21 protein-coding genes are annotated in these 23,646 nt (G+C 36.6%); 9 read left to right on the top strand and 12 right to left on the bottom strand.

The genetic code is table 11. From position 1 onward, the window contains the following. The first annotated feature begins 860 nt into the window (after positions 1 to 860). Both RIV7116_RS12255 and RIV7116_RS12250 read left to right on the top strand, forming a co-directional pair. A complete protein-coding gene (locus tag RIV7116_RS12255; protein WP_044291775.1) occupies positions 861 to 1,343 on the top strand; it encodes a hypothetical protein in 483 nt (160 codons plus the stop codon). 187 nt (positions 1,344 to 1,530) lie between these two features. Next, entirely contained in the window at positions 1,531 to 1,911 is a 381-nt protein-coding gene (locus tag RIV7116_RS12250; RefSeq protein ID WP_015118613.1) for a DUF6464 family protein, read from the top strand. Between the two features lie 269 nt (positions 1,912 to 2,180). On the opposite strand, the gene fmt is transcribed toward RIV7116_RS12250, so the two are convergent. Then, positions 2,181 to 3,179 carry a methionyl-tRNA formyltransferase gene (gene fmt, locus RIV7116_RS12245; RefSeq protein ID WP_015118612.1) on the bottom strand — a complete coding sequence of 333 codons (999 nt, stop codon included), beginning with the start codon at positions 3,177 to 3,179 and terminating at the stop codon, positions 2,181 to 2,183. Between the two features lie 805 nt (positions 3,180 to 3,984). On the opposite strand from fmt, the gene RIV7116_RS12240 reads away from it, so the two are divergent. Continuing rightward, positions 3,985 to 5,325, top strand: a complete 1,341-nt coding sequence (locus RIV7116_RS12240) for a hypothetical protein (RefSeq protein WP_044290902.1) — start codon at positions 3,985 to 3,987, stop codon at positions 5,323 to 5,325. A gap of 376 nt (positions 5,326 to 5,701) precedes the next feature. On the opposite strand, the gene minE is transcribed toward RIV7116_RS12240, so the two are convergent. The 8 genes from minE to RIV7116_RS34895 form a co-directional block, all read right to left on the bottom strand. After that, positions 5,702 to 6,004: a cell division topological specificity factor MinE gene (gene minE / locus RIV7116_RS12235; protein WP_015118610.1), complete on the bottom strand. Its 303-nt coding sequence runs from the start codon at positions 6,002 to 6,004 to the stop codon at positions 5,702 to 5,704. A 30-nt stretch (positions 6,005 to 6,034) separates the two neighbouring features. Beyond that, the gene (gene minD, locus RIV7116_RS12230; protein WP_015118609.1) at positions 6,035 to 6,841 is read right to left on the bottom strand and encodes a septum site-determining protein MinD; all 807 of its coding nucleotides are present in this window, start codon (positions 6,839 to 6,841) and stop codon (positions 6,035 to 6,037) included. Between the two features lie 107 nt (positions 6,842 to 6,948). Next, the gene (gene minC / locus RIV7116_RS12225) at positions 6,949 to 8,142 is read right to left on the bottom strand and encodes a septum site-determining protein MinC (protein ID WP_015118608.1); all 1,194 of its coding nucleotides are present in this window, start codon (positions 8,140 to 8,142) and stop codon (positions 6,949 to 6,951) included. A 263-nt stretch (positions 8,143 to 8,405) separates the two neighbouring features. Beyond that, positions 8,406 to 9,731 (bottom strand): four-carbon acid sugar kinase family protein, encoded by a 1,326-nt coding sequence (locus RIV7116_RS12220; RefSeq protein WP_015118607.1) that lies wholly within the window; start codon positions 9,729 to 9,731, stop codon positions 8,406 to 8,408. Between the two features lie 102 nt (positions 9,732 to 9,833). Then, the gene (locus RIV7116_RS12215) at positions 9,834 to 10,496 is read right to left on the bottom strand and encodes a hypothetical protein (protein WP_015118606.1); all 663 of its coding nucleotides are present in this window, start codon (positions 10,494 to 10,496) and stop codon (positions 9,834 to 9,836) included. Between the two features lie 586 nt (positions 10,497 to 11,082). Beyond that, a complete protein-coding gene (locus RIV7116_RS12210; RefSeq protein WP_015118605.1) occupies positions 11,083 to 11,415 on the bottom strand; it encodes a type II toxin-antitoxin system PemK/MazF family toxin in 333 nt (110 codons plus the stop codon). Next, positions 11,400 to 11,594 (bottom strand): DUF2281 domain-containing protein, encoded by a 195-nt coding sequence (locus tag RIV7116_RS12205; protein WP_015118604.1) that lies wholly within the window; start codon positions 11,592 to 11,594, stop codon positions 11,400 to 11,402. Before RIV7116_RS12205 ends, RIV7116_RS12210 begins: the two co-directional genes overlap by 16 nt. A 111-nt stretch (positions 11,595 to 11,705) precedes the next feature. Next, positions 11,706 to 11,837: a type II toxin-antitoxin system HicB family antitoxin gene (locus RIV7116_RS34895; RefSeq protein ID WP_015118603.1), complete on the bottom strand. Its 132-nt coding sequence runs from the start codon at positions 11,835 to 11,837 to the stop codon at positions 11,706 to 11,708. A gap of 289 nt (positions 11,838 to 12,126) precedes the next feature. On the opposite strand from RIV7116_RS34895, the gene RIV7116_RS12200 reads away from it, so the two are divergent. Continuing rightward, positions 12,127 to 12,714, top strand: coding sequence for an SH3 domain-containing protein (locus tag RIV7116_RS12200; RefSeq protein ID WP_015118602.1), 588 nt, complete (start codon positions 12,127 to 12,129; stop codon positions 12,712 to 12,714). A 218-nt stretch (positions 12,715 to 12,932) separates the two neighbouring features. Here RIV7116_RS12200 and RIV7116_RS12195 read toward each other — a convergent pair whose 3' ends face one another. Next, positions 12,933 to 14,222 (bottom strand): Glu/Leu/Phe/Val dehydrogenase, encoded by a 1,290-nt coding sequence (locus tag RIV7116_RS12195; RefSeq protein WP_015118601.1) that lies wholly within the window; start codon positions 14,220 to 14,222, stop codon positions 12,933 to 12,935. Between the two features lie 196 nt (positions 14,223 to 14,418). Here RIV7116_RS12195 and RIV7116_RS12190 point away from each other — a divergent pair, with 196 nt between their 5' ends. Further along, the gene (locus tag RIV7116_RS12190) at positions 14,419 to 15,756 is read left to right on the top strand and encodes a cytochrome P450 (protein ID WP_015118600.1); all 1,338 of its coding nucleotides are present in this window, start codon (positions 14,419 to 14,421) and stop codon (positions 15,754 to 15,756) included. A 460-nt stretch (positions 15,757 to 16,216) separates the two neighbouring features. On the opposite strand, the gene acsF is transcribed toward RIV7116_RS12190, so the two are convergent. Next, positions 16,217 to 17,293, bottom strand: a complete 1,077-nt coding sequence (acsF, locus tag RIV7116_RS12185) for a magnesium-protoporphyrin IX monomethyl ester (oxidative) cyclase (protein WP_015118599.1) — start codon at positions 17,291 to 17,293, stop codon at positions 16,217 to 16,219. 411 nt (positions 17,294 to 17,704) lie between these two features. Between acsF and RIV7116_RS12180 the strand changes: the two genes are divergently transcribed. Beyond that, the gene (locus RIV7116_RS12180) at positions 17,705 to 17,965 is read left to right on the top strand and encodes a hypothetical protein (RefSeq protein ID WP_015118598.1); all 261 of its coding nucleotides are present in this window, start codon (positions 17,705 to 17,707) and stop codon (positions 17,963 to 17,965) included. 65 nt (positions 17,966 to 18,030) lie between these two features. On the opposite strand, the gene RIV7116_RS12175 is transcribed toward RIV7116_RS12180, so the two are convergent. Beyond that, complete coding sequence (locus RIV7116_RS12175; RefSeq protein WP_371261646.1) at positions 18,031 to 18,240, bottom strand: hypothetical protein; 210 nt, start codon at positions 18,238 to 18,240, stop codon at positions 18,031 to 18,033. Positions 18,241 to 18,724: 484 nt separating this feature from the next. On the opposite strand from RIV7116_RS12175, the gene RIV7116_RS12170 reads away from it, so the two are divergent. From RIV7116_RS12170 to RIV7116_RS12160, 3 genes are all read left to right on the top strand, one after another. Further along, positions 18,725 to 19,423 (top strand): heme oxygenase (biliverdin-producing), encoded by a 699-nt coding sequence (locus tag RIV7116_RS12170; protein ID WP_015118596.1) that lies wholly within the window; start codon positions 18,725 to 18,727, stop codon positions 19,421 to 19,423. 113 nt (positions 19,424 to 19,536) lie between these two features. Further along, entirely contained in the window at positions 19,537 to 20,919 is a 1,383-nt protein-coding gene (gene hemN / locus RIV7116_RS12165; RefSeq protein ID WP_015118595.1) for an oxygen-independent coproporphyrinogen III oxidase, read from the top strand. Between the two features lie 712 nt (positions 20,920 to 21,631). Continuing rightward, positions 21,632 to 23,452, top strand: coding sequence for a HEAT repeat domain-containing protein (locus RIV7116_RS12160; RefSeq protein WP_015118594.1), 1,821 nt, complete (start codon positions 21,632 to 21,634; stop codon positions 23,450 to 23,452). Positions 23,453 to 23,646: the final 194 nt, after the last annotated feature.

Here is a 23,646-nt window from a genome sequence, read left to right as displayed (position 1 = left end):
TGCTGCCATTTTGGCATTATCTAGGTTGATTTTCTCCTTAAAGTACAACTAATAACCTTCTATTTTCATTATTCATTTCCTTATGAAAAAGAAAGAGCAAAGTGGGGCGTTTAGGTATGGGAGAAACAGCCTAGATTAGCTATAAAACAAGCTAAGACCTAAAATACAAACTGATTTATACCTATTGATAAAACACGATTGATGAAGCGAACCTTGCAAATCACACTCGTAGCTTAAATCAATCAAAATAGTATTTCTCACCACTTCTTTAGAAACTGTTTCTGTGGCTTCATTTCTACTTCATTTACTTATGCGAATACATTCTTTACGCATAAAGCCATGCAATACATAAAAAGTTTTTTTGATGAAAGCCACACTCTAGAGTCTTCAAGCGCTCTAAACTAGAAACAGTATGTGCGAGTGGATATCAAATAGGCTTGCTGAAGATAAGTCGTAAAGTAAACTAATGTCTCAAGTAGATAACAAATTGTTCTATAAGCCTCAATACCGAAGACGGCAAAAGTGGAAGAGATTAAAATTATAAATCTTAGCTTTGGTTTTTTTATTCCTTGCTTCCTTTTGTCGTCTTAACAAATCCACCTAATTATTTAAATTTACTGTATAGGTTTTTAAATACAGACCTAAAGTAGAGTGCGAACGAGATAAAATTTATCGGCTAAAGAATTTTGTCTACTTATCAAGTATAGTCAAAAATTTAACCGACTAGTAGTTAAACAAGGATTGCTTAACGATTTGTGAGAGATGATTGAGAATCTTGTTTTGTAAATGATAATATGCGCTCCTGCTGTTCGTGCTAGGAAGGTAAATCATTATTAAAATGCCCCAAACAGATGTTTAAAATCCCAAATTCTAAAAACCTAGCTACTCCATTGGACTATAAAGGAGTTTACCCTTGTCCGGTATGTAGAGTCGGAAAAGTTCAAAATATGCCTTTAATGGAGGCAATGTCTTGTGATTTTTGCCATCAAATTTTTACTGTTAACTTAGAGCAACAACAGCTAAAAATGCCTTCAAGAGAACCTCCCTTAGTCTGGGGCTGGAATGGCTTTTACTGGACGGAAGCCCATTTAGAAGGAGTCGAATTTGGCTGGGGTTATGTATTAGCAACTGTTGCTTTTGTATTGCTTCCTACCTCCTTGATTGCATTAGTTGCTTATAATTTCCCTCCAGATCCGAATGCTCCTTTGTCCTGGGTTCCATACATTTGGACAATACTGACTTTTTTCTCTCATTTAACAATTATCATTTGGCTATTCATAGAGGTTTATCAAATTCCGCTCAAAGCATATTTCAGAGCTTTACAACAGCGTTTTCTTGGTTGAGTAAAGAAAAAACATCCAAGTACTTAAATTATTAATTAATATTCCCACCCATTCAACGGGTGGGTTTTTTAGTTCGCAGGGTATAAAACTAGATCTTTATGGAAGCAATCTTCCCTATAGTTGGTAATAGAGGAAGATGCAAACATTTGCGCTAATATCCTAATAATGTAAACCAATCAACTGCGACATGGAGCCAAATTCAGTACTAACGGAAGTAATTTTAACCTCATCACGTGAGTCTCTGGGCAACATAAATCTTGATTGGACACCGCAACCAGGGAATTATATTGACTTAAAAGGTAAAACATATGCAGTTTTAGAACGTCACCATCGCTACCAATTAAAAGAAGGACGCTACTGCTTGCACAAGATTGCCATTTACGTACAATCAGCAAAAAGACCGGATGAAAAAACTTTAGTAAACGGACGTTGGGTAATTGGTGATGCCAGTTGTAGCTATAACGCTCTTTCAGAAATTGTCCGTTGTGCAGTTAATCCGGTTGGACCTTGTAAAGGTTGCAAATATTTTCAAAACTATAATAACGGCTCTCTTGATGATAAAAGCTAGCGAAGCATAAACAATTTGGCTGGAGGATACTTACCAAGTATTTTTTAGGTTTAAAGCCCCCGGATTCATCCGTGGACTATACTCTGTTAAAGCCCCTAAATTTCATTTATGGGGAATTAATTACGAATTACGTAGCTTGCGTCACCCGGAGGGTGATATTACGAATTACGAATTATACTTACCTACCTAAGCCAAATTTTTGCTGTCGCCTTCATAATCTCCAAATAATAACTTTTTTCACATCTAAAACTAATTTTAGAAACCTGTTCTTAAACCCCTAACTCTTCTCCAACAGTTAAACGACTACCGTTGACAAAATCCCAACCCGACTGAGGGCGTTTACCGGCTAACTGTACTTCTTGCAACAATAATAAACCTTTTCCAGTTTGGATAATTGCTCCTATACCTTTTACAATACTTACAACTTCCCCTGGTTTACCTGACAAATTTGATAATTCTGGTAGTTTAGTTTCTATTTCTTGAAGTAATTTAGGCAGTTGATAAGAGTTGTCCGCAGTTAGGGGAACAGTGCCTATTATTTTTATTGGTCGATCGCGAAATGTTGCAACGCAATTAGGATAAAAACCTCTAATTTTATTGTGTAACTGTATGGCACTTTTAGACCAATCTAAACGATAATCTTCTTTTTTTATCAAAGGTGCATAAGTTGCTTGGGAATTATCTTGAGGAATAGGTTCAATTTCCTCATTTTGAAGTTTTATAAGCGTTTCTACCAATAAATCTGCACCGATTGATGCTAATTTTTCTGCTAAATCCTGGGAATTATCAAGCAATCCGATGGGTGTAGTCGCTTTTAGTAACATTGCGCCGGTATCCATACCCGCATCCATCATCATAGTTGTAATTCCTGTTTCCTCTTCCCCATTATGCAAACACCATTGAATCGGAGCCGCACCGCGATATTCGGGTAATATCGAACCATGAACATTGACGCAGGCAATTCTTGGCATGTCTAAAATTTCTTGCGAAAGAATCTGTCCGTAAGCAATTACTACAAATGCGTCTGCATTTATTTCCTTTAATTGCTTCAAAGTTGCTTCATCTTTTTTTATTCTTTGAGGCTGCCATACAGGTAAATTATGCATCAGAGCAACACTTTTGACGGGGGAAGGAGTTACTTTCTTGCCCCGTCCCCGAACTTTATCCGGTTGAGTCACAACTGCAAGTACTTCAAATTCCGGATGATTGAGTAGTTTTTCTAGAGTAGGAACGGCAAATTGAGGAGTGCCAAAAAATATTACTTTCATGAAATTCAAACGATTTACTTTTCAACTCTAAACACTAACATCATCCATCAATATATACTTCTGGAGTATCCTTACTATTTTTTTCACAATAAGTCAATCGATAGAGTGCCTCTAATAAATCTATAGGCTATACTGATGAAGAACTAAGCAAATATTCAAAAATTTATATTTTTATATATTGCGTTCTTCATTTTTATATTTTTTAGTGAAGAGCAAGCGGTTTAAACTAAGTTTTCCTGCCGAAATTCGTTGGTTTTACTGTTGCAATTGAAACTTTGATATGTTTCACTGTAGTAAAACGCGCATAATGTGTATGTAATCGTTTTTTAGTTTTTCTTCTACTATTCTTTTGAATATTTTGCGCGATCGCCGGAATCGGTGTTGGAAATGTTGAAGTAAAATCCAGTAGGTACTTAGCACCTAAGATTTTAATTTCTATACCTGTATAAAGTTATCTAGGTTATATTTGATTAGGTATAATTCCTACTCTAGGAAAGTCAAGTAAGTTGTAACTTAATTTACTTTCTAGAAGTAGCATCCGATTCTACTATTATTTTTTAGGGTTTCTATACCTAGGTAACAATATTGTGACTCGATTTAGTTGATATAAATCATAATTTTTCTAAACAATTGTTTGGAAAATGAGTAAAAAACGATACCCTGTTATCGTCAAACTATGCGAAATTAAAGTAGATAATCTCGCTAAATCCGAAGTTCCCTGTTATACATATTAAAGATAGCCTGCTCCATGCCGTGAGGCATTGCTCCTCCCACAGCAACCGCCCTCTAGAGAGTCAACCAACAAATGCTGAAACATCTTTTACTATCAGGATGGTTCCGCGTGCAACCATTCCTAAAGTACGTATTAGTGGTAGTGCTTATTGCGCCTTTAGTAGGAGCATCAGGACACTCCAGCTCGGCAAAACAATCGCAACCAAACTCCCTTACTGCCGAAACGCCAGAATTGGAATCGGTAATAGTAGAAGTTCCGATTGCTAGCGAATACAAATTATCGCAACCAGAGACAGTGAAAACTTTGACACCAGAAGTTAATTCTGAGTCAATGAAATTAGCTGCGGTTATTGAGCCAAAAATTATACAGCCTAATGTCGTAGAGTCCTTGACAATAGAGACTGTAACTACAGAAGAAGAAGTAAAGTCTTCTAAGAATTCTTCTTCAATTAACGAAGACCCATTTAAAGAAGTTGAACTTGCACCTCCTGTTAGTAGTGCTGAGGTAGGATCGGGTAAAATTTCTGCTCGTGGAATTAAGTTGGTACAGCGTTTAAAAGCTGCAAAAACTCAATCTTCAAAAAAAGATATTTTGGTAGCTAAGTTAGCGGGTACAAAATCGCTTAAAGCTCGTAAAGTCTTAGCTTTGAGACGAAATTTAGTTCCTCAACCAACCGATGCGCCTGTAGTTCAAGAACAAGAAGAATCGGAATTATCTCAGCAAGATCCAATTGGAAGCCCTCATGCAATTCCTTGGAAGTGGATAACGGCTACTCAGGAAACTGTAAGTGCTAATGGCGGTTCGGGAATACGTTATTACCGTAGCGTACCAGTAATTTCTCCAGATGGTCGTTATTCTATTTACAGTCGGGTAAAGTTAGAAGCTAAACCGCAAATGCACAAAAGCCGCGTTAGTAGCGTGTTGTTTGTCGAAGATAGAAAAACAAATCATCTGAAGGTTGTTGCATCAACTTCTGCTTTAATAGATCCGCTACTTAAAGCGAAGGAAGTAGCGGGTAAAGATAGTCAAATTCCAGGAAAAATCGGCGTACTAGTTCCTGTTGGCTGGTCTGAAAATGGCGAACGCTTCTTAGCACGCAAGTTTGAAGGTTTATTTAATACTGCTCACGCTAGCGACCAAGCACTAATTTGGAACCGTGAGAAGAATCGCGCCAACACAGTTGCTCCTTCTCAAAAGAATCATCAGTATGACATTGCGGTGTTATTAGGTTGGAGTAAAAATACACCTGATAACGTCGTGTTTCGGGCTGGCGAGATGGGTCAAGAGACTTGGCCTACGATTACAGTTGCTAATGACGGAAAAACAGTTGCGACACCAGAATTAGATCAGCCTACTACCTTTGGTAGAAAGAATACTGATATCTGGGCTGGTCCGCAAGTAGCTTATCAATAAGTTAACGCTCCGAAGTCGAACAAACAAACAAGACTCAAGGCAATCCCGCTCCAGTTTAGACTGAAACGGGATTTTTCATTTATTTGAGGAAATGGGGCATTGGAAATGTGACATAAAAGTTCACTAATAAACTTTTTTGTGTTTATTTAATTACTTAATCCCCGGTAAATTTAAAGAACCTCAAGTAATTCCTATTACAGATACAAGCCCCATGTTTATGTATAGGAGTTATTCTTTCAATGGAAATGCTGTATTTTTTGCTGCTCAATACCCAAAACTTACACCCTATACCCATTACCCAATAAAAAATATATACTTTTGTCCCAGAGTTGATGGCAAAAGCACATAGCCTTCTATTACAAAATATTAAATAAAATTACTCAGACTTTTTTTCACCTGTTTGTGACTCCGTAGCAGAGTCTTTTACTCTACGAATGGGTACATTAGCAATTAAAGCTGTTGTGCGCTGGTTACTTTCTAAGGAAAATTCCAAGCCATCAGCTTCAACTTCCACGTAGCGACAAACAATTTCTAGAATTTCTTGTCGCATCTTCTCTATCATTTGAGGGCTTAGATCGGCCCTATCGTGAGCAATAACCAATTGCAGGCGACGTTTAACATCATTGCGACTGTTATCGTTACCGCGAAAAAAAAGTCTTTCCAAAAGTTCAAGAATCATTGCAGCCCTATGAGCGCATACTGGATTTGATTAAATTATTTTTGTCCACAATAACCTTCGGAGGCGGGAAAATAGGTTGTCTTGGGACGAGTCAAAATCAAGAAAATCTACCGTTTCCCCTTCCAATCTACGAGCAATGTTATCGTAAGCAGTCGCAGCTAAAGAAGGATTTTCTGATAAAACCAGAGGTTCGCCACGATTGGTAGAAACAATTACCCGCTCGTCGTCGGGAATAACCCCAATTAAGGGAACTGCTAGAAGTTCCTGAACATCCTGCACAGACATCATATCATTTAACCGAACCATTGCGGGTTTTATTCGGTTAATTATTAAGTGAATTTTCTTTACTCCTTGTGCTTCTAATAACCCTACTACCCGGTCAGCATCACGCACGGCTGCTATTTCGGGTGTTGTGACAATTAAAGCTTCTTTTGCTGGAGCGATCGCATTTTTAAAACCCATTTCGATGCCAGCGGGGCTATCGATAATGATGTACTGATATTTTTGCGCTAAAGCATTTACCAGCAGTTTCATTTGGTCTGGTGTGACAGCTTCTTTAGTGCGATTTTGTGCCGCAGGTAGCAGTACTAAATTGGGTTGTCGCTTATCTTTGACCAAGGCTTGTTCCAAACGACATTCCCTAGCCAAAACCTCCACCGCAGTGTAAACAATACGGTTTTCGAGTCCCAACAACAAATCCAAATTTCGCAGACCAAAATCAGCGTCAACTAATGCTACCTGACGACCTATTTTGGCTAAAGCCATGCCCAGATTGGCTGTAGTAGTGGTCTTTCCGACCCCTCCTTTACCGGAGGTAATGACAACAATTCGAGTCATGATTACGAACGCGCTCGTGATGGCATTAAAAAATAATAGAGTTGTTAGTTGTTAATTGTTGGTTGTTAGTTGTGAGAACTAATAACTAAATAACTAATAACAAATAACTAATAACTAATTCGAGAAAAATCATTAGCTTTGGTAATGCGGATTCCCTGAGTCGTCATGTACGCAACTTCAGCGGTGTGCTGCGTAGGCGATTTCTCTGGTGCTCTAGCTAAAGCATCGGCAATTCGCAACTGGGTTGGTTCCATTTGTAAAGCCATAATCGTGCATTCGCTGTTGCCTTGGGCACCTGCATGGGCAACCCCACGCAAACGACCCCAAATCAGGATATCGCCCTCTGCGACTACAATACCACCAGGATTTACATCTCCCAAGATAATTACACTACCTCTGTGACGAATTTCTACCCCGGAACGCACGGTAGTCTCTAAATAAAGTGGTTCGGCTGGGGGTAAACTATTTTTTGAGGCTTCAAAGGAAAAAGCCGTTTTTAGCTGCAACTGCTCTACAGAATAACCCGCACCCGCTGCTGCGATCGCAGTTTGACGACGACTGGTACCAACGGATTTGAGTTGCAAAGACATCTCGCTTAGGGTTTCGGCAATGTCTTGAAGTTGTCTGCTATCAAGTAAGCGGTCGTGTGCAATCAAATGTACGCTTATCTTAGAGTCAAAAAAGCGTTTTTGTGCCAAAAGTCGCAGCTTCATTTGCTGCCAAATTTCAGACCAACTATATTCCGACACAGACGCTTCAGATACACTGGGTAAAGTTAATACCAATCTGTCTTTTTCGCTACGGATTTCTACCTGTATTTTTTGATATGCCGCATTTTCTAATAACGATGTATCAAGACTTATGTCACTATCAATTTGTTGCTCGGTAGAATCAGAGTTTAAATTTTCAATTTTAGAAGCGGATTGTTCTTGAGCATTCGGTTGCTTAGAAACTAATTCATTCTCTAAAACTGTAGTCTTATTATCTCCAACACTAACAATACTAGTGTGATTGGAGACAATTTCGTTGGGGGGAGTAGCAGTAGTTTCTCCAACCTCAGTTTTCGGGAATACCGTTTCTTCGTGAGGAATAACTGTAATTTCTTCAGCCTTAGTTTGATTAGAAACTGACTCTAAAGAAAGATGATTCGTAGAATTATCTTCCACATTATTTTGATTGGAAACAGAATCATTATGCTTAATAGCGGTAGATTCCGTACTATCGGAAAGTGTAACTTTGGAGTCTGTCTCAGAAACACCATTGTTAGAATCTAAATCTGGAATAGCTTCTTCTGAAGTCATGCAACACCAGCCAAAACGCGGACATCAAACAATTCTCGAAAATTTTATATCGGGAATTATAATTAAAAAATATCTCATACGTACAATGTATTATTGAAAACAATTCACATACATAAAAGATATTTGCTTAATTGACGCACTACCATACCATTAAATGCAGGTATCTTAGATAATTATTTTTTTATTCCCGTCAAAATGCGAACTTTTGTGTTTGAAAAATTGAAATATTCTGCGATTTTCAAATACGTTCTTGTTATTAAGCCTCACTTTAAATTTTTACTTAATCTTTGGTAGACAGTTGCGATCGCATCTGTATCACCAACATTACCGGGAAATAGTACTACTGGTAAATTGGGAAACTGAGGATGATTTTCTGGAGTTCTAACCATAGATACACCATTCAGAATCTGACCGAGTAAACGGGCAGTTTTTAAAGCAAGACCATTACTTAAAACGTCGTTAGAGGTAATACCTCCCTTACTGATTAAAAATCCGATATCAGAAGGTAAACCTCGCACAATATCCATTAATAAGTTTGAAACCCTAGCTCCAAATTCCAATCGCGTATCGATATCCTCAAAAGTTAATTCCTGACGGCTGGTATAAACAACTGGTGTATTACCAGAATTATGTGCTTCACGAACATTTTTGAGTATATCGGTTAGCAGTGTAGCAGATTGATTCTCTTTATCAAGTAACTGGGCTACATCTACTTCGATTCCGACGATACCTTTTGTTTCTAAAAGTACTTCTAGCTGCTGAGTTGTTTTTTTTACGTGAGAGCCAACTATAATTGCCCCAGGTTTCCCCGTAATTACATACTCAGCCATATTTTCTGGAGAAACTTCTTGGGGAGGCAGCGCAGCTAAAGCAGTTAAAATACTTGCAGCAGAACGGAATAAAAAGCGTTTTCCTTGACTGGCAGCAGTTAATACATCTTCAGCAAACTTATCTAAATCCGCTTGGGTTTCGCCATCAACAACACCGCATTGATTACCGGTGAGTTTCATTAAACGCTCCAGACAGCCGCTACGAATATCATCAAGTAAAAATCTTTCTACAGAATCGGCTGTAATACGTGCTTGAGTTTTTTCTTCTACATATTTAGGTAAATAGCTGTGATTGTATCCAAATACTGAATCCCGAGCGAACTCAGTTTCATGAACTGCAACCGGAGCGCCCTGCATCATTAAATAATGTATGCTGTCGCGGGTAATACGTCCTCCTTCAAAAAATGCTGGTATTAAAAAATGAGCGTCAAAAGGACCTATTTCTTCAGCAATAACATCAGTTTCAATTGGGTAATGTCCTCGCAAAGTTGAATCACTACGACTAACAACTAGAAAATCCTTAACTTCCTCAGCTTCAATTGCCAATTTCAAATTATGACAAACTTCCTTAGTTATAGATGCTGCTTTTTCTGGAGTTAATGCTCTAGTATTAGTTAAAACAAAAAAAATCGGTGAATCATCCTTTAGTCCCAATCGCAAAGTCTCTACATCCCACTGCATTAAAAGCAAGCAACCGTGGACAGTTTGAGAACCGGTAGGGTCATCATCTAGAACAATGATTTTTGGTTTTGCAGTCATTTCAGTTATCAGTTATCAGTTGTTCACCCGGAGGGTGTGGATCATCAGTTGTTCAACCGCAGGGTGTGGATCATCAGTCATATCTTTAATCAAATTTATCGATTAATCTGACTGTAATTTTTTGATCTGAGATTGAACATCAACAGCAATCTGCAATGATTGATTGAGAAGTCGAGCGTATTCGCTAGCTTCCGTACTCACTTGCAAAGCTTGCAGATTGGCTAAATTATTGACAAATAAATCTTGATTGTTAGCAAGTAACTTTTTATTATCCCGTAAAATTCGTTCCGTTTTCAAAGCTCGGACTAAATCTTCTCTAATTAGTTGTAATGCAGCAATAACTTTATCTCTGTCATTAATATTGCTTTGCGTATTTCCCGCTGTATCTAACTGGTCATTAATATCGATAGCTTGTATAAGTTCATGATATTCATCAACTTCATCAAGAAGTTTTGTTAAGGATTTGGGACAAGTTTTTCGTCGCCAAAACCACCGTACAAATATCACTATGACCGGTACCAAAGCTAACAAAGCTAATCCGATAAGAATTGAAGAACCAATCGTAGGTAAAATAATAAATGCATAAATAAAACCGACAACAATAGGAGTAAAAGCTAAAGCTGTAATTACTTCATTCATAAAAAAGCCAAATCGTTTTTCGCGGTTTTTTAGAATAGAAGGACGAAATACATCTTCTGAATCTACTCCTGTCAAGCGTCTTAATTCTCCTTTAGTAATTTCTAAACCGATTAAATCTGGCTGCACTTGGGGATATTCTCCTGGGTGTATAAGGTATATTTTGATGGTATTATATTAAATTTGAAAAAGTTGCCCTCAAACTCTTATGTCTGGGGTTACACAAGCAAAATCCACCTGGCTGGGTTTCAAGTCTTAACTATTAGGCTACAAGATATTGGTTTATATTTTCGGAATCAAAGCTCTGTGATTTAAGAAACCAATAAACAAGAATGATTTTGATAGTATTTACTTAAATATGACTATTATCAAATCGGTGTTGGTATGAGTATAAATAAGAAACAAGCATCAAACTCTCCAGGAAAACCCGATTTAGAATTATTTATCGACCGACATCATTTAATCAAGCATTTTGCAGAATATATTAATAACTTGACCCTCCCGATAATATTTATGCTCACAATAATAAAGGAAACGCTTTACAAAGATTAGGGGATTTACAAGCAGGTTTATCACAACAAGAAGAAGCAATAAAAAACTACGAAGCAGCATTAGCAGAGTTTAATCGTTCGTTATAAATTGCACCGAATGATGAGAAAGTTAGAAATTTAAGAAATAAGTTGCAAGAATTATTGGATGATTTAAAGTGAAAAATTTATTGTTGCAGTATCTCAATAATTTTGATAATTACTTCCTCTAGTTTTTCTGGTTTGAGTTGACCTGCTCTATAAATAATAATTGATTCATCCGCTGTAAATAAACGATTAGGTCGGATGTTACTAATTTGATTAAGTCTACCTGAAATAAAGTCACTAATGTTAATGCTAATAGCATATTCATCACTAATAGCTTGACTAGTAATTTGACAAAGAATGAGGTCATTTCCCCTTATATTAGATACAACTACAGCAGGTCTACGTTTTGCTTGGGTTAAGTCAGAGAAAGGGAATGGGACAATAACGACATCACCTTTTATAAATCCTGCCATGCTTCGTCCTCTTCAGGTTTCAACCAATCTTTTTGTAGTGAGGATTCACTCAAAAGAGTAATTTCTAATTTTTCTTGTTGGCGCTTATTTTGCAGAAACTGAATAAAATCTAATACTTCTTGTAAAAGAGGTTCTGGTGCTTTTTCAATTTCTTGCAGTAGTTTTTCTTTTATGGTCATGGTATGTGGTTTACTGGAATACACAAATTACAACTATTTTCATGCACTTTATAAAAGATTACCTTTATATTAAAGATAATTCTTAGGTATGGGAAACTCTTCTAAATACAATTATGTTGCTTCTTTGGGATTATTAATAGCCTCTTTTATCGTCTCTCCTTGACTAGCTGTTCCCACTTCAGGACATTCAGCCACATAGACATCTTCTTCCCAATAGATTACTGCGGTAAAAATTTTGTTCATGTACGATCTCAAGCTCTATTTTTTCTAAGATAAACAATTTCAGAGCCAAAAATGCTGGAAGTTGAAACTGCTGTTCGCTACTGTTTAGGTTTATAAAAATGAAAGATAATTAATACTCTTACCCATTATCTTTCTAAAACCTCTTCCCTCCGCGGTTTTTAATCCCAAACTTTCCCCAAACATTTCAGAATGTTGCAAAAAATGCATTCTGAGAATTTGTAACAAATAATAGTGGTAAATCTGAATACTTTTTACTATTTATTGACTATAAAGCCAGGGAGAAAATTTCATGACAGACTCACAAGCTTCTACACCCAGCCAAGGAATTCTCAAAACCAACAGCGATACTATCAATACAGTTAACATACGTTCGGGACCTTCGCTGAATCGTCGCGTTATTCACGAAGGAAAAGAAGGCGATAAAGTCAAAATTCTCGATCAAACCAAGCCTGCTGGAGATACCCATGCTTGGTATAAAGTGAAATTTGGTTCCGAAGCAGATGACATCGGCTGGGTACGTGAAGATGTAATTGAATTGACTTACACAAATCCTGCTGATGCTTCAACCTTATTATATTTTGCTACTGACAGCAGAACAGTAAGAATTTATGCCGAAGAAAATCAGATTTATATGAATGTTTACAACAATCGTGCCGAAAAGACAGAATTATACGCTGTTGAAGCTACAAGATTGCCGAAAGTTGATGCGGAAAGTAAGTTTAAAAGCTACGTTGCAATCAAAGATAATACTGCTTACTACGTGAGATTTATTCCCTTCGGCGAAGTAGATTTTATTATTAATAATGCCACTAACGGAAATATTACCCTCCAAGAAAAAGGTTTCCGTGCTAGCGGTGGAGAATATCAGAAACAGTGAACATTTAGCAGTTAACAGTGAGCAGTTAAAACTCATACAACTATTTTTCAACATACATTTTCCGATTCTTTTTTTAGTCCTATTCATAGGACTTTCGCTATTAGACGGGGAATTGCATTCCCCGTCGATGTTGATAATAAAGCAATATGTGAATTTAACTTAAGAATCACCAATTATTTTGTGATAACTGTTAACTGTTCACTGCTTGCTGCTCACTGTTAAGGATAAAGTCCTCTATCGTTCAATGCTTGGGCTACTCTTCCTACTCCCAATACGTAAGCTGCTAATCTTGGAGAAATTTTTCGGGTTTGGGATTGCTGCATAACTTTACGATATGCTTGCACCATTAAACTTTGCATTTTATCGTTGACTTTTTGCTCATCCCAAAATAGATAAGAAAGTCCTTGAACCCATTCGAGATAACTAACCACAACTCCACCGGCATTACTTAAAATATCTGGTAATACCGTTACACCACGCCTTTCTAATGATAAATTTGCTTCGAGGGTAACTGGGCCATTTGCGGCTTCGACAATTAAATTTGCTTGGATTTGATTAACGTTTTCTTTGGTAATTTGATTTTCTAAAGCTGCGGGAATTAATACGTCACAATCTAATGTTAGTAACTCTGCATTACTAATTGGTTTTGCTTGAGGATATCCCGAAATTTTTCGATTATTGTCTTTCTGATAAGCTTTTAGTTCCTCAATATCTAAACCATTCTCCGCAAAAACACCACCAGAGCCTGTAGATACAGCAATAATTTTTGCACCTGCTTGATGTAGCAATTCAGCCGCAGCACCACCGACGTTTCCAAACCCTTGGATGGCTATTCGGGTACCTTTTAAGGATTTTCCTTTATCTGCTAATGCTTCGCGGACAATAATCATTACACCACGTCCGGTTGCCATTTCTCTTCCTAACGAACCACCGATGGAAAGTGGCTTCCCGGTGACGACTCCAGGTACGGAATGACCCATATTTACAGAATAAGTATCCATCATCCAGGCCATTTCGCGGGCTGATGTGCCCATGTCTGGTGCGGGGATATCTACCGATGGACCAATATCTTTGATTAATTCGCTAATATAACGTCGAGAAATACGCTCTAATTCGCTAACACTGTAAGTTTTGGGATTTATCGCAATCCCTCCTTTACCACCACCGTAGGGTATACCCAACAATGCACATTTCCAAGTCATCAGCATTGCTAAAGCCGAAACTTCTCGCAATGTGACTGCTGGGTGAAAACGAATACCACCTTTATAGGGACCTAAAATATCAGAATGCTGGACGCGATGTCCTGCTAATACTTGGATTTCACCGTTATCTCGTTTTACCGGAATCGAAACTGTAACTACCTTACGTGGATGACTGAGTATTTCTAATAAACCTTGGTCTAAGTTTAATTCTTTCGCTGCTGCGTCTAAATAGCTACAGGCTTGGTCGAACGGACAAATATAAGCAGGAGAAGGAATCTCGGACATTAGGAGAGATGTTTTATCCATAAAATGTAAAAATTAAATATTATTTGTTATCAACATAAATGTAGAGAAGCGTTAGCGCAGCGTGCCCGATGGGGCATTATGTCGCCTCTCTACAGATTTACCCTAGCTCAAATTTTGCTGATTTCAAGAAATTTTGTAAAATTCGTTACATTTTTTGGTTAAAAATCATAATTAAGCATCTAAAATCCAAAATCGAATGGCAACTATTAACCCCAAAAAACTTCCCGTACCTCCTGGAAACTTAGGCTTACCACTTATTGGTGAAACTATCAGCTTTGTTCGCGATGCAGATTTTACAGAAAAACGATATCAAAAGTACGGCTCTATGTTTAAGACTCGTATTTTTGGCAATCCCACAATAATTATGATTGGTTCGGAAGCTAACCGTTTTCTATTTACCAATGATAATAAATACTTTTCTAATCAATGGCCTCCTAGTACTAGAATTTTACTGGGTCCTGCTTCTGTTGCAGTGCAAAGAGGAAATATTCATCAAAAGCGACGCAAGATTTTATCACAAGCTTTTCAACCAAGAGCTTTGAGTGAATATACTTCCACAATGGAAGAAATCCTGCAAGATTATATTAGTAAATGGGAAAAAACGGATACTTTGACTTGGTATCCAGAAATTAGAAAATATACTTTTGATGTAGCCTGTAAGTTACTTATCGGAACAAATAAAGCAAGCGATAGTGAGTTATTAGAACTATTTGAAGAGTGGATAGCAGGTTTGTTTACCCTTCCAATTCGTTTACCTGGAACTAAATTTAGTAAAGCATTACGTTGTCGCCAATTATTACTACAAAAGATTGAAGAAATAGTATTGCAGCGTCAACAGCAACCCGCTTCAAATAAAGATGCTTTGGGAATATTATTACAAGCTAAAGATGATGATGGTAGTAGTCTTGGTTTAGAAGAAATTAAAGACCAAGTATTAACTTTACTATTCGCAGGACATGAAACATTAACATCAGCACTTGCTTCCATGTGTCTGTTATTAGCAGAGCATACCGATGTTTTTAGAAAGATACGTGAAGAACAGCAGCAATTAGGATTTTCGCAACCTCTAACTGCGGAAAATCTCAAGCAAATGACTTATTTAGACCAAGTTATTAAAGAAGTTTTACGCTTTTCTCCCCCCGTTGGTGGTGGTTTTCGAGAGGTAATTGAATCTTGTGAATTTAACGGTTACTTGATTCCTAAAGGTTGGACTGTGTCATACGCTGTTCCTAAAACTCATCAAGATAGTAGTATATATACTGAACCGTTAAAATTTGACCCAGAACGTTTTGCACCATCTCGGGCTGAAGATAAATCAAAACCTTTTGCTCACATACCTTTTGCTGCTGGTATGCGCGAATGTATCGGTAAGGAATTCGCAAAGTTGGAAATGAAGCTTTTTGCAGCGCTTTTGGCTAGAGAGTATGATTGGCAACTTATCTCAGAAAATAATCTAGGTAATAATCTAACTTCTGCCTCTGTTCTCAAGGACAAACTTAAAGTTAAATTTAGGAAAATAGGGAATAGGGAATAGGGAATTTATCATGTCCGGTTAAACAGTGATCGTATCTGTGAGGGCTGGTAATGGGTAATTGGTAATTGGTAATTGGTAAAAACAATTTTTTTTGTTCTAATACCAATTCTGTATGAGGCTGCGCTAAAAGCCCTCACTCTGGAAGAGTGGGGCTAGACAAACGAAGCCCCTCTTCAGGGGCTGAATTCGGCGCATCTTTATAAAGAAATGGTATAAGCCATATAGTAGGTAACTAACCGGACATCATATTACCTGTTCCCTTACGCTATTTTCACAAAACTCGAATGGTGTCCTACCCTAATTGCCTTAACTCACATTAAAAGTAATCTTAGTAAGATTTATAAAATATCAAAATTTTCTTAATTTATCTTAATTTTCAAAATAATAGAAAAGGATTTACGCTTATTTATTCTCGATTGTTTAGCCAGTAAATCTAAATTGATTCCCCTACAAAATCTATTTAATGTACAGCTGTTCTTGTTACTTCAGCATCAATTGGCTTCATCATAAACAACCGCACCATATGTCCAAAAATCGAAAGAAAAGCAGGTACTTTTTGCAATAATTTGACGATTCCTGGACGATTGCTATTGCTAATCTCCGTTAACCGGAAATTACTATCGGAACATTCTTCCAATCTCCGGAAAAATTCTGGATGCTTGGTATTCAAGATTGCTGGAAATGCTCTTGCGGATGTTTCGTTAGTCTTTTCAATTACCTGTTTGTTGTATTCGCGAGCATCTATACCAAGTGATTTATAGAAGTTTTCTCGTTCAAATACCGTCAGCGTATGAGTGACGAATACAGTTAATAAAAAGAAACGCACCCACAAACGGGCTTTCCAATTATTGAAAAGTTTGGGCTGCGATCGCAACAGCGCTTTGAAGAAATCTCCATGTCTGTTCTCATCCTGACACCAACTTTCAAAGTAACGAAATAGTGGATAGAATTGATTTTCTGGGTTTGCTTCTAAGTGACGAAACATAATAATGTAACGCCAATAACCAATTTTCTCAGATAGGTAAACCGTGTAAATAATCCATTCTGGGGGAAAGAATGTATATGTACGGCTTTTGGTTAAATAACCCAAATCTAAAGAAAGATTGAAATCCGCCATTGCTTTATTTAAAAATCCTGCATGACGTGCTTCATCTCGCGCCATACAGTTAAAAGCATCCGCTAGCATGGGATTGCGGTTTTTGAGTTTGCGCGATAATTCCTTAAATAGCAAGAATCCTGAAAATTCAGAAGTACAAGAGCGCTCTAAGAAATCAATGAAAGCTTCGCGTTTTTCACCATCAATACTGTCCCAAGTCTGTTTAAATTCTTCATCGCGCACGAAGTGATGGCGGTTATAGTCGGCTTTCAACTCGTCTACAATCGCCCCTAACTCCTTCTCATGCGCCGAAATATCCATCAATGCCACAGCATCAAAATCTGTAGTGTAAAACCGAGGAGTTAACAGTGTTTCCTGTACTGGCGCTTTTACACCTTCTTTAACCAGCTCTGGCTGTGGGCTTGGAAGAGACTTTGCCATGAGAATTCTTTTATTTATCCACTTTCAGCTATATATCCATTAATAATTGCTATTTTTCATCTTAGTCAAAAATATTTAAATTGATTTACAAAAACAATCGCCTATCTAGTTCACTTTCGAGAATCTTTGTTTATTGAGAAAATACTGCAATAATATATTGTATAAATATTGTCAATTTGAATGCATATTGTTTATTTTTGATCTGCAAAATTAATCTTCCTATGATTATTTTTATATGTACCATTACGTATTTAAATGCCGATTTGTGTTTTTTTATACATGTAGCGAGTCTGAATAAGTCTTAAGGTAGATGATTGTATAAATTATATTGAGGTAATTTATAACAAATATAGCCAATAAGGTTAACGAAAGGTTAATTAAATTTTAAAGAAAGTTTATCGTGGAGCAGGTATGGAAGAATCAGATAAAGTAAATAAAGAGAATTTTCTTCACCCTCTGAGTCGTTACTACGGTCAGGTTAAACCAGAAAACTTAGTATTTAATGCAAATTTGCAGGAATTCTCCCAAAAGGTTGGCTATATCGTCAATTTGCAAACTTCTGGCAAAATTACTTCTGAAGAGGCTTATAGGCGAGTTAAAGCTCTGTGGAAAACATTGAAATATAGTAAGAAGGAACTCGGAATTCACGACGAACCTTCAAATGAAAGTTAAAGTAATTCACCCAAGCTTTGCAATATACTTTCACAGCATACCTTGGGCGATAAAAATCATAATAGCTAAGACTTACTTAATAGTTCAAACTCTTTAGGAGTTAAAGACACCATAATGTTTTCCGAATCTATGCGGACAATCCAGCGCTTACTTACTTCTTCATCCGACAATATTTCTTTGGCGTAAATAAAACCAACTTTCCCTGCGATGTGAGAGGGGCGTAAAATTATTACTTTATCTCCGACTCGTATTCCTTGTGAGTTAGCCAATTGCACCCCCATATAGCATAAACTTCATATCAAAATTTTTTCTCAAAAGGATACAAGTGAAAACCGATGTATCGCTTAACTTTAAATTAACTTAAGATTTATATTAGCGCTTTTTAAACATCTGAGATAAGAATAATACATAATAATTGCTTATAGAAATTGAGAAATGAAATTATTAAATCTTAAAGTGAAAAATACGCTATATGAATATATTCGCAATAAGCAAATATGAGTTATTCGTTAAAGAAATAAACCAACACAATTTTTCAGATTTACCTTAAGATATGAAGAAATGTTTTTAGTTATATAGCGATACAAAAAATAAAATGTGCGGCAAGTATTGTAGAAATGGTAGTAACTTTGCATGGTTATTCCCCCTCGATGCTCGTTTCAGCGTTCGCGTATTTGTTTTAATCGGAACCGAGGGGACAATAATTCAAACTGCGTAAATCCTGACAGAAGATAGCGTTTCATCAGTGCAGGATTAGAAATGAGTAACAATCTAGCGATAAAACTTCGTTCGGGAACTGAAAAGTCTCATGCCGCAACGGAACAAATCGGTTTTATGAAGTGTTTTGTAAAAGGGCTTGTTGATAGAGATTGCTTTGCAAAATTTTTGAGTAACCTATATTTTGTTTACAGCGAACTTGAAGCAGCACTCGAAAATAATAGAAATCACTCCTGTGTGGGTATGATTTATTTTCCCGAACTAAATCGTAAAGCCAATTTAGAAAAAGATTTAGAGTTTTATTATGGTTCAGATTGGCAAAATCAACTTCAACTGTTAAATGCGGCTCATAACTACATTGTTCGCATTCGTGAAGTATCGCAAAAACAGCCAGAATTATTGATAGCACATGCCTATACTCGCTACATGGGCGACTTATCGGGCGGACAGATGTTGCAAAAAGTAGTGCAATCAACCTTGAATTTAGAAGGTTATCAAGGCACATCTTTTTATAACTTCGAGCAAATACCCGACAAAACAGCCTTCAAAAACAAATATCGCGACGCTCTTGATAAAGTACCTGTTGACAACATAACAGCCGAAAAAATTGTTGCAGAAGCCAACCATTCATTTTCTTTCAATATGCAGATAGCTAACGAATTGGAAGAAATCTTAATTCAATCTATTGGTGAAGAGAAGTTTCACAAATTGATTGGTAATGAAACCGCTACAGCTAATTGAGATCGGATGGGGTAATGGGTAATGGGATGATGTGAAACAATCCAATTACCAATTACCAATTATCAATTACTAATTACCAACTCCTAACAACTAACAACTAACAACGAACAAAAATGGTATTCCAATTTCCTGGCGTTAAGTTTGACTTAGATATTATAAAAAAATACGATACTCCCACACCGAGATACACGAGTTATCCACCCGCCACAGAATTAAGCGAAACCTTTACAGCAAAGGATTTTAAGTCAGCTATTTCTAGCTCAAATCATAGAAAGACTCCGTTATCTTTATATTTTCATATACCTTTTTGTGAAAGTGCTTGTTATTACTGCGGTTGCAATACTGTAATCTCAGAGAAAAAACAAATTGCTATTCCTTACGTTGAGCATTTAGTTAAAGAAATTCACCAAACAGCAAGTTTGATTGATTCCGATAGAAAAGTGGTGCAAATGCATTGGGGGGGAGGAACCCCAAATTATTTAAACATACATCAGGTAAAACAGCTTTGGGGAAACATCAATCAATATTTCAATCTTGATGTTTCTTCAGAAGTTTCGATTGAAATTAATCCTACATCTGTAGATAGAGACTACATTTTATTTCTGCGAGAAATTGGATTTAATCGAATTAGCTTCGGGATTCAAGATTTTAACTATCAAGTGCAGGTAGCTGTAAATCGAGTCCAACCGGAAGAAATGCTATTTAATGTAATGGACTGGATTCGAGAAGCTGGTTTTAAAAGCGTGAATGTGGACTTAATTTACGGTTTACCTTTTCAAAATTTACATGGTTTTTGGAAAACTGTAAAAAAGACGATTTCATTAGATCCCGATAGAATTGCTGTATTTAATTTTGCTTATGTACCTTGGTTGAAACCGTTGCAGAAAAAGTTACCGGTTGAAGCAATGCCCAAACCTCAAGAAAAACTGGAAATTTTTAAATTGACAATTGAAGAACTTACTGCAAATCAGTACCAGTTTATTGGCATGGATCACTTTGCAAAAGCCGACGACGAATTAGCGATCGCTAAAAGTAATGGTAGCTTAGGACGCACTTTTCAAGGTTATACAACCCATGCGGAAACAGAGTTATTTGGTTTTGGTTCGACATCGGTAAGTTTGCTTAGAGATTTTTATGCTCAAAATCATAAAAAACTTAAAGATTATTATCAAGCAGTCGAAGCAGGGATTTTACCAATTAGTAAAGGATTTCAATTAACTTGGGATGATATTCTTAGGAGAGATGTAATTATGGCAATTATGTCTGGGGGAATTTTACGATTTTCAGATATTGAATCAAAATATGATATTAAATTTAATCGGTATTTCTCCCAAGAATTAGAAGCCTTAAAATTAGTAGAAGCAGATGGATTAGTTAAGTTATCAAGCAATCAAATCGATGTCACAGAAATAGGTAGATTATTAGTCAGAAATATTGCAGTCATCTTTGATTCTCGCAAAACTACGCAAAAAAATAAATTTTCCCGCGCAATTTAACAGTTTTCAGTTAAGTGTAATATAGCACCCCTCTCCTTAGTAAAGAGAGGGGAAGGGGTGAGGTTAATCTGTATTCGATACAAGTGAAAACAACTGTATAAATAGAGAGTCAGATACTCAACTGTTGACTCTGTAAGGTTTTTCGTAGATAAAATTTAATACACAATTTGCGATATAACTTGTTTCTTTTCTGGGGCAAGTAATACATTATTTAAGGCTCAGCAAAGCAGTTAACAGCGGTTTTCAGTTGAGTGCAATACACTTTCAACCTCACTTTGTCCTGTCGGACATCCCTCTCCTTATTAAGGAGAGGGAACGAGGGTGAGGTTGAGTTTGTATTCTATCCAAAAGAAAACCGCTATATATAAGAGGCAGAGCCTCTTGAGACGGCATTCTCAGCCAGAGACTTGGAATGAGCTATTAAGCTAAAAATACCTCTGAAAAAATAAATATAATTTTTAGTCTTTTTGAGCAATTAAGATTTTTTAATATCGGATTAATATTACATTAACTTTTAAGTAATTTTTACAGATTCTCTGCTCAAATAAGTTCGATAAATAGCAAAAACAGCTATAAATATGATTAAATTTAATCTTCTGAAAACACAGAAATTTTACTTTTGATTATTAAAATTATAACTTAAGTATAAAAGATACGCTTAGGTTCTAATAAATACTAAAAAGATGCTGCAATTTACTTAAAATAATAGTATGTGACAGAAGTTGCTTTTCTAGGATTTCTTGTGCTAAATAAAACCAAAACGACAATTTTATCGCTTCGTTTGACTGCACTTGCTTCTGGTATTACAGCTAATCTATTATGTTATTTATTACTATTATCTTCCGCTCCAATCAGTTGGGCACAACAACCTTCAAGTGTGCCAGCGAATCTTTATATTTATAAGTTTAATAGTATAGATGAAGAAGAAAGGCAAAAAGCAATAGAATCGCTACAAAAAATAGGAACACCAGCAATACCAGCTTTGTTACAAGCCTTAGAAAATGAAGATGTCTGGGTTCGTTCTCTAGCTGCAATAACAATAGCTAGAATCAAGAAAAATACCGAGGTATCTTTACCTCCCCTAATTAAAGCTTTAAAAGACAAACAGCCATTAGTACGTTACAGTGCTGCCCTTGCTTTAATCTACATTGGTGGTACAAAAGCAACCATTACTACACCAATTCTCGTTCAAGCATCGCAAGATAATTCATCATCAGTTCGTCGTCGTGCAATTTTGGCTTTAGCTAATACAGGTAAACCCAAAACTACAATTCCAGTTTTTATTAAAGCTCTAGGAGATAAAGATAAATCGGTTCGTTACAGTGCAGCTTCGACTTTAAATAGCATCGCTTCCACGAATATTTCTGCTTTCAGTAAAATAGTTCGCAGCAATAACAATATACCGATTCTTGTTAAAGCATTGCAGGATGAACAAGAATTAGTTCGCTATGTGGCTGCATTTACCTTAAATTACATTGGTAGCTCGAAAACAACTTTAGCTATACCAACTTTAGTTAAAGCTCTGCAAGATGAATCCCCCTTAATTCGTCAACGTGCAGCTTTTGCACTATCGAATACGAAGAAAACTGATTCAACCGTACCAGCTTTAATCAAAGCTTTGAAAGATAGCAATTATTTAGTTCGTAACAGTGCCCGATACGCTTTGAATCGCATCGGAGTCAAAGCCGTACCTAATTTAATTACAGCACTACAGACAGAAGAAGTTTCTGTACGTAGCGAAATTATTGATATTTTAGGAGAAATAGGTAACAAAGCAAGTTCTGCAATTACATTTCTGATTGAAGAAGCTGAAGATAAAGACATTAATATTCGAGCGAAAGCTATTTATGCTTTAGGTAGAATTGGAAGCACAAATAAAGTTGTTTTTCCTACTATAATTGCAGCATTAAGAGACGAAAATGAAATAGTTCGCGTAAATGCTGTTAAAGCGATGGGTGGTATTGCTCCAAAAGCAAAAAATGCTGTTACTACCTTGAAAATATTATTGCAAGATAAAAGCAAGACAGTTCGTTTAAGCGCTGCTGAAGCTTTAGGTAAATTCCCTTCAGATGCCAAAAAAATTGTTCCAGAATATATCGCTAGCTTAAGAGCAAAAGAAACATCAGTTAGAGCAGAATCGGCTGAGTTACTCGGTTTTATCGGGGAAGCTGCAAAAGAAAGTACCCCAGCGTTAACAAAAGCAATTTGGGATAACCAAGCAGATGTACGCTTAAATGCAGTTGAAGCATTGGGGAGAATAGGAGTATATGCTCGTTCAAGTTTACCTGAACTAATTGCAGCTTTGCAGGATAAAGACAGTTTAGTTGCAAATCAAGCTGGTGTTGCCATAGATAACATAGCTATTAGCAGCAAAGAAAATGTCAGAAAATTATCGGATTCCGACTTAAATCAAGTTATATCGCAATTCCAAACTGCTCAAAAAATCTTCGGAGATTTTGAAGATACTGAAAATTTAACTCTTGCTATTAATTCGCTTAAAGCTGAAAGATTGCTGCGTCAATTGGATGAATAAGATGAAAAAAAGGTTCGTAGTTGCGCTTTAGCGCTTTTTATCGGAAGCGCTCAAGGGCAATTAAGTAAGTAAACATAATTATTTACTCCTATTAAGAACTAAGAAAATTAACCCTAACCGTTGCTCCCCATCTACAGCTTCGCGCTCATGCTTCGTTTCACTCGCAATAACATTTTAAAGTTGCACAAAACCCG

Source organism: Rivularia sp. PCC 7116, from assembly GCF_000316665.1.
Lineage (GTDB): Bacteria > Cyanobacteriota > Cyanobacteriia > Cyanobacteriales > Nostocaceae > Rivularia.
This window is presented reverse-complemented; position numbering and strand designations above follow the sequence as displayed.

Bases quoted from the DNA above. Each gene is read 5' to 3' on its own strand.
- RIV7116_RS12195 (WP_015118601.1), bottom strand. From the start codon at position 14,222: ATGGATAAAACATCTCTCCTAATGTCCGAGATTCCTTCTCCTGCTTAT.
- hemN (WP_015118595.1), top strand. From the start codon at position 19,537: ATGGTATTCCAATTTCCTGGCGTTAAGTTTGACTTAGATATTATAAAA.
- minD (WP_015118609.1), bottom strand. From the start codon at position 6,841: ATGACTCGAATTGTTGTCATTACCTCCGGTAAAGGAGGGGTCGGAAAG.
- RIV7116_RS12220 (WP_015118607.1), bottom strand. From the start codon at position 9,731: ATGACTGCAAAACCAAAAATCATTGTTCTAGATGATGACCCTACCGGT.
- RIV7116_RS12170 (WP_015118596.1), top strand. From the start codon at position 18,725: ATGAGTAACAATCTAGCGATAAAACTTCGTTCGGGAACTGAAAAGTCT.
- RIV7116_RS34895 (WP_015118603.1), bottom strand. From the start codon at position 11,837: ATGAACAAAATTTTTACCGCAGTAATCTATTGGGAAGAAGATGTCTAT.
- RIV7116_RS12210 (WP_015118605.1), bottom strand. From the start codon at position 11,415: ATGGCAGGATTTATAAAAGGTGATGTCGTTATTGTCCCATTCCCTTTC.
- RIV7116_RS12180 (WP_015118598.1), top strand. From the start codon at position 17,705: ATGGAAGAATCAGATAAAGTAAATAAAGAGAATTTTCTTCACCCTCTG.
- fmt (WP_015118612.1), bottom strand. From the start codon at position 3,179: ATGAAAGTAATATTTTTTGGCACTCCTCAATTTGCCGTTCCTACTCTA.
- RIV7116_RS12250 (WP_015118613.1), top strand. From the start codon at position 1,531: ATGGAGCCAAATTCAGTACTAACGGAAGTAATTTTAACCTCATCACGT.
- RIV7116_RS12190 (WP_015118600.1), top strand. From the start codon at position 14,419: ATGGCAACTATTAACCCCAAAAAACTTCCCGTACCTCCTGGAAACTTA.
- minC (WP_015118608.1), bottom strand. From the start codon at position 8,142: ATGACTTCAGAAGAAGCTATTCCAGATTTAGATTCTAACAATGGTGTT.
- RIV7116_RS12240 (WP_044290902.1), top strand. From the start codon at position 3,985: ATGCTGAAACATCTTTTACTATCAGGATGGTTCCGCGTGCAACCATTC.
- minE (WP_015118610.1), bottom strand. From the start codon at position 6,004: ATGATTCTTGAACTTTTGGAAAGACTTTTTTTTCGCGGTAACGATAAC.
- RIV7116_RS12205 (WP_015118604.1), bottom strand. From the start codon at position 11,594: ATGACCATAAAAGAAAAACTACTGCAAGAAATTGAAAAAGCACCAGAA.
- RIV7116_RS12200 (WP_015118602.1), top strand. From the start codon at position 12,127: ATGACAGACTCACAAGCTTCTACACCCAGCCAAGGAATTCTCAAAACC.
- acsF (WP_015118599.1), bottom strand. From the start codon at position 17,293: ATGGCAAAGTCTCTTCCAAGCCCACAGCCAGAGCTGGTTAAAGAAGGT.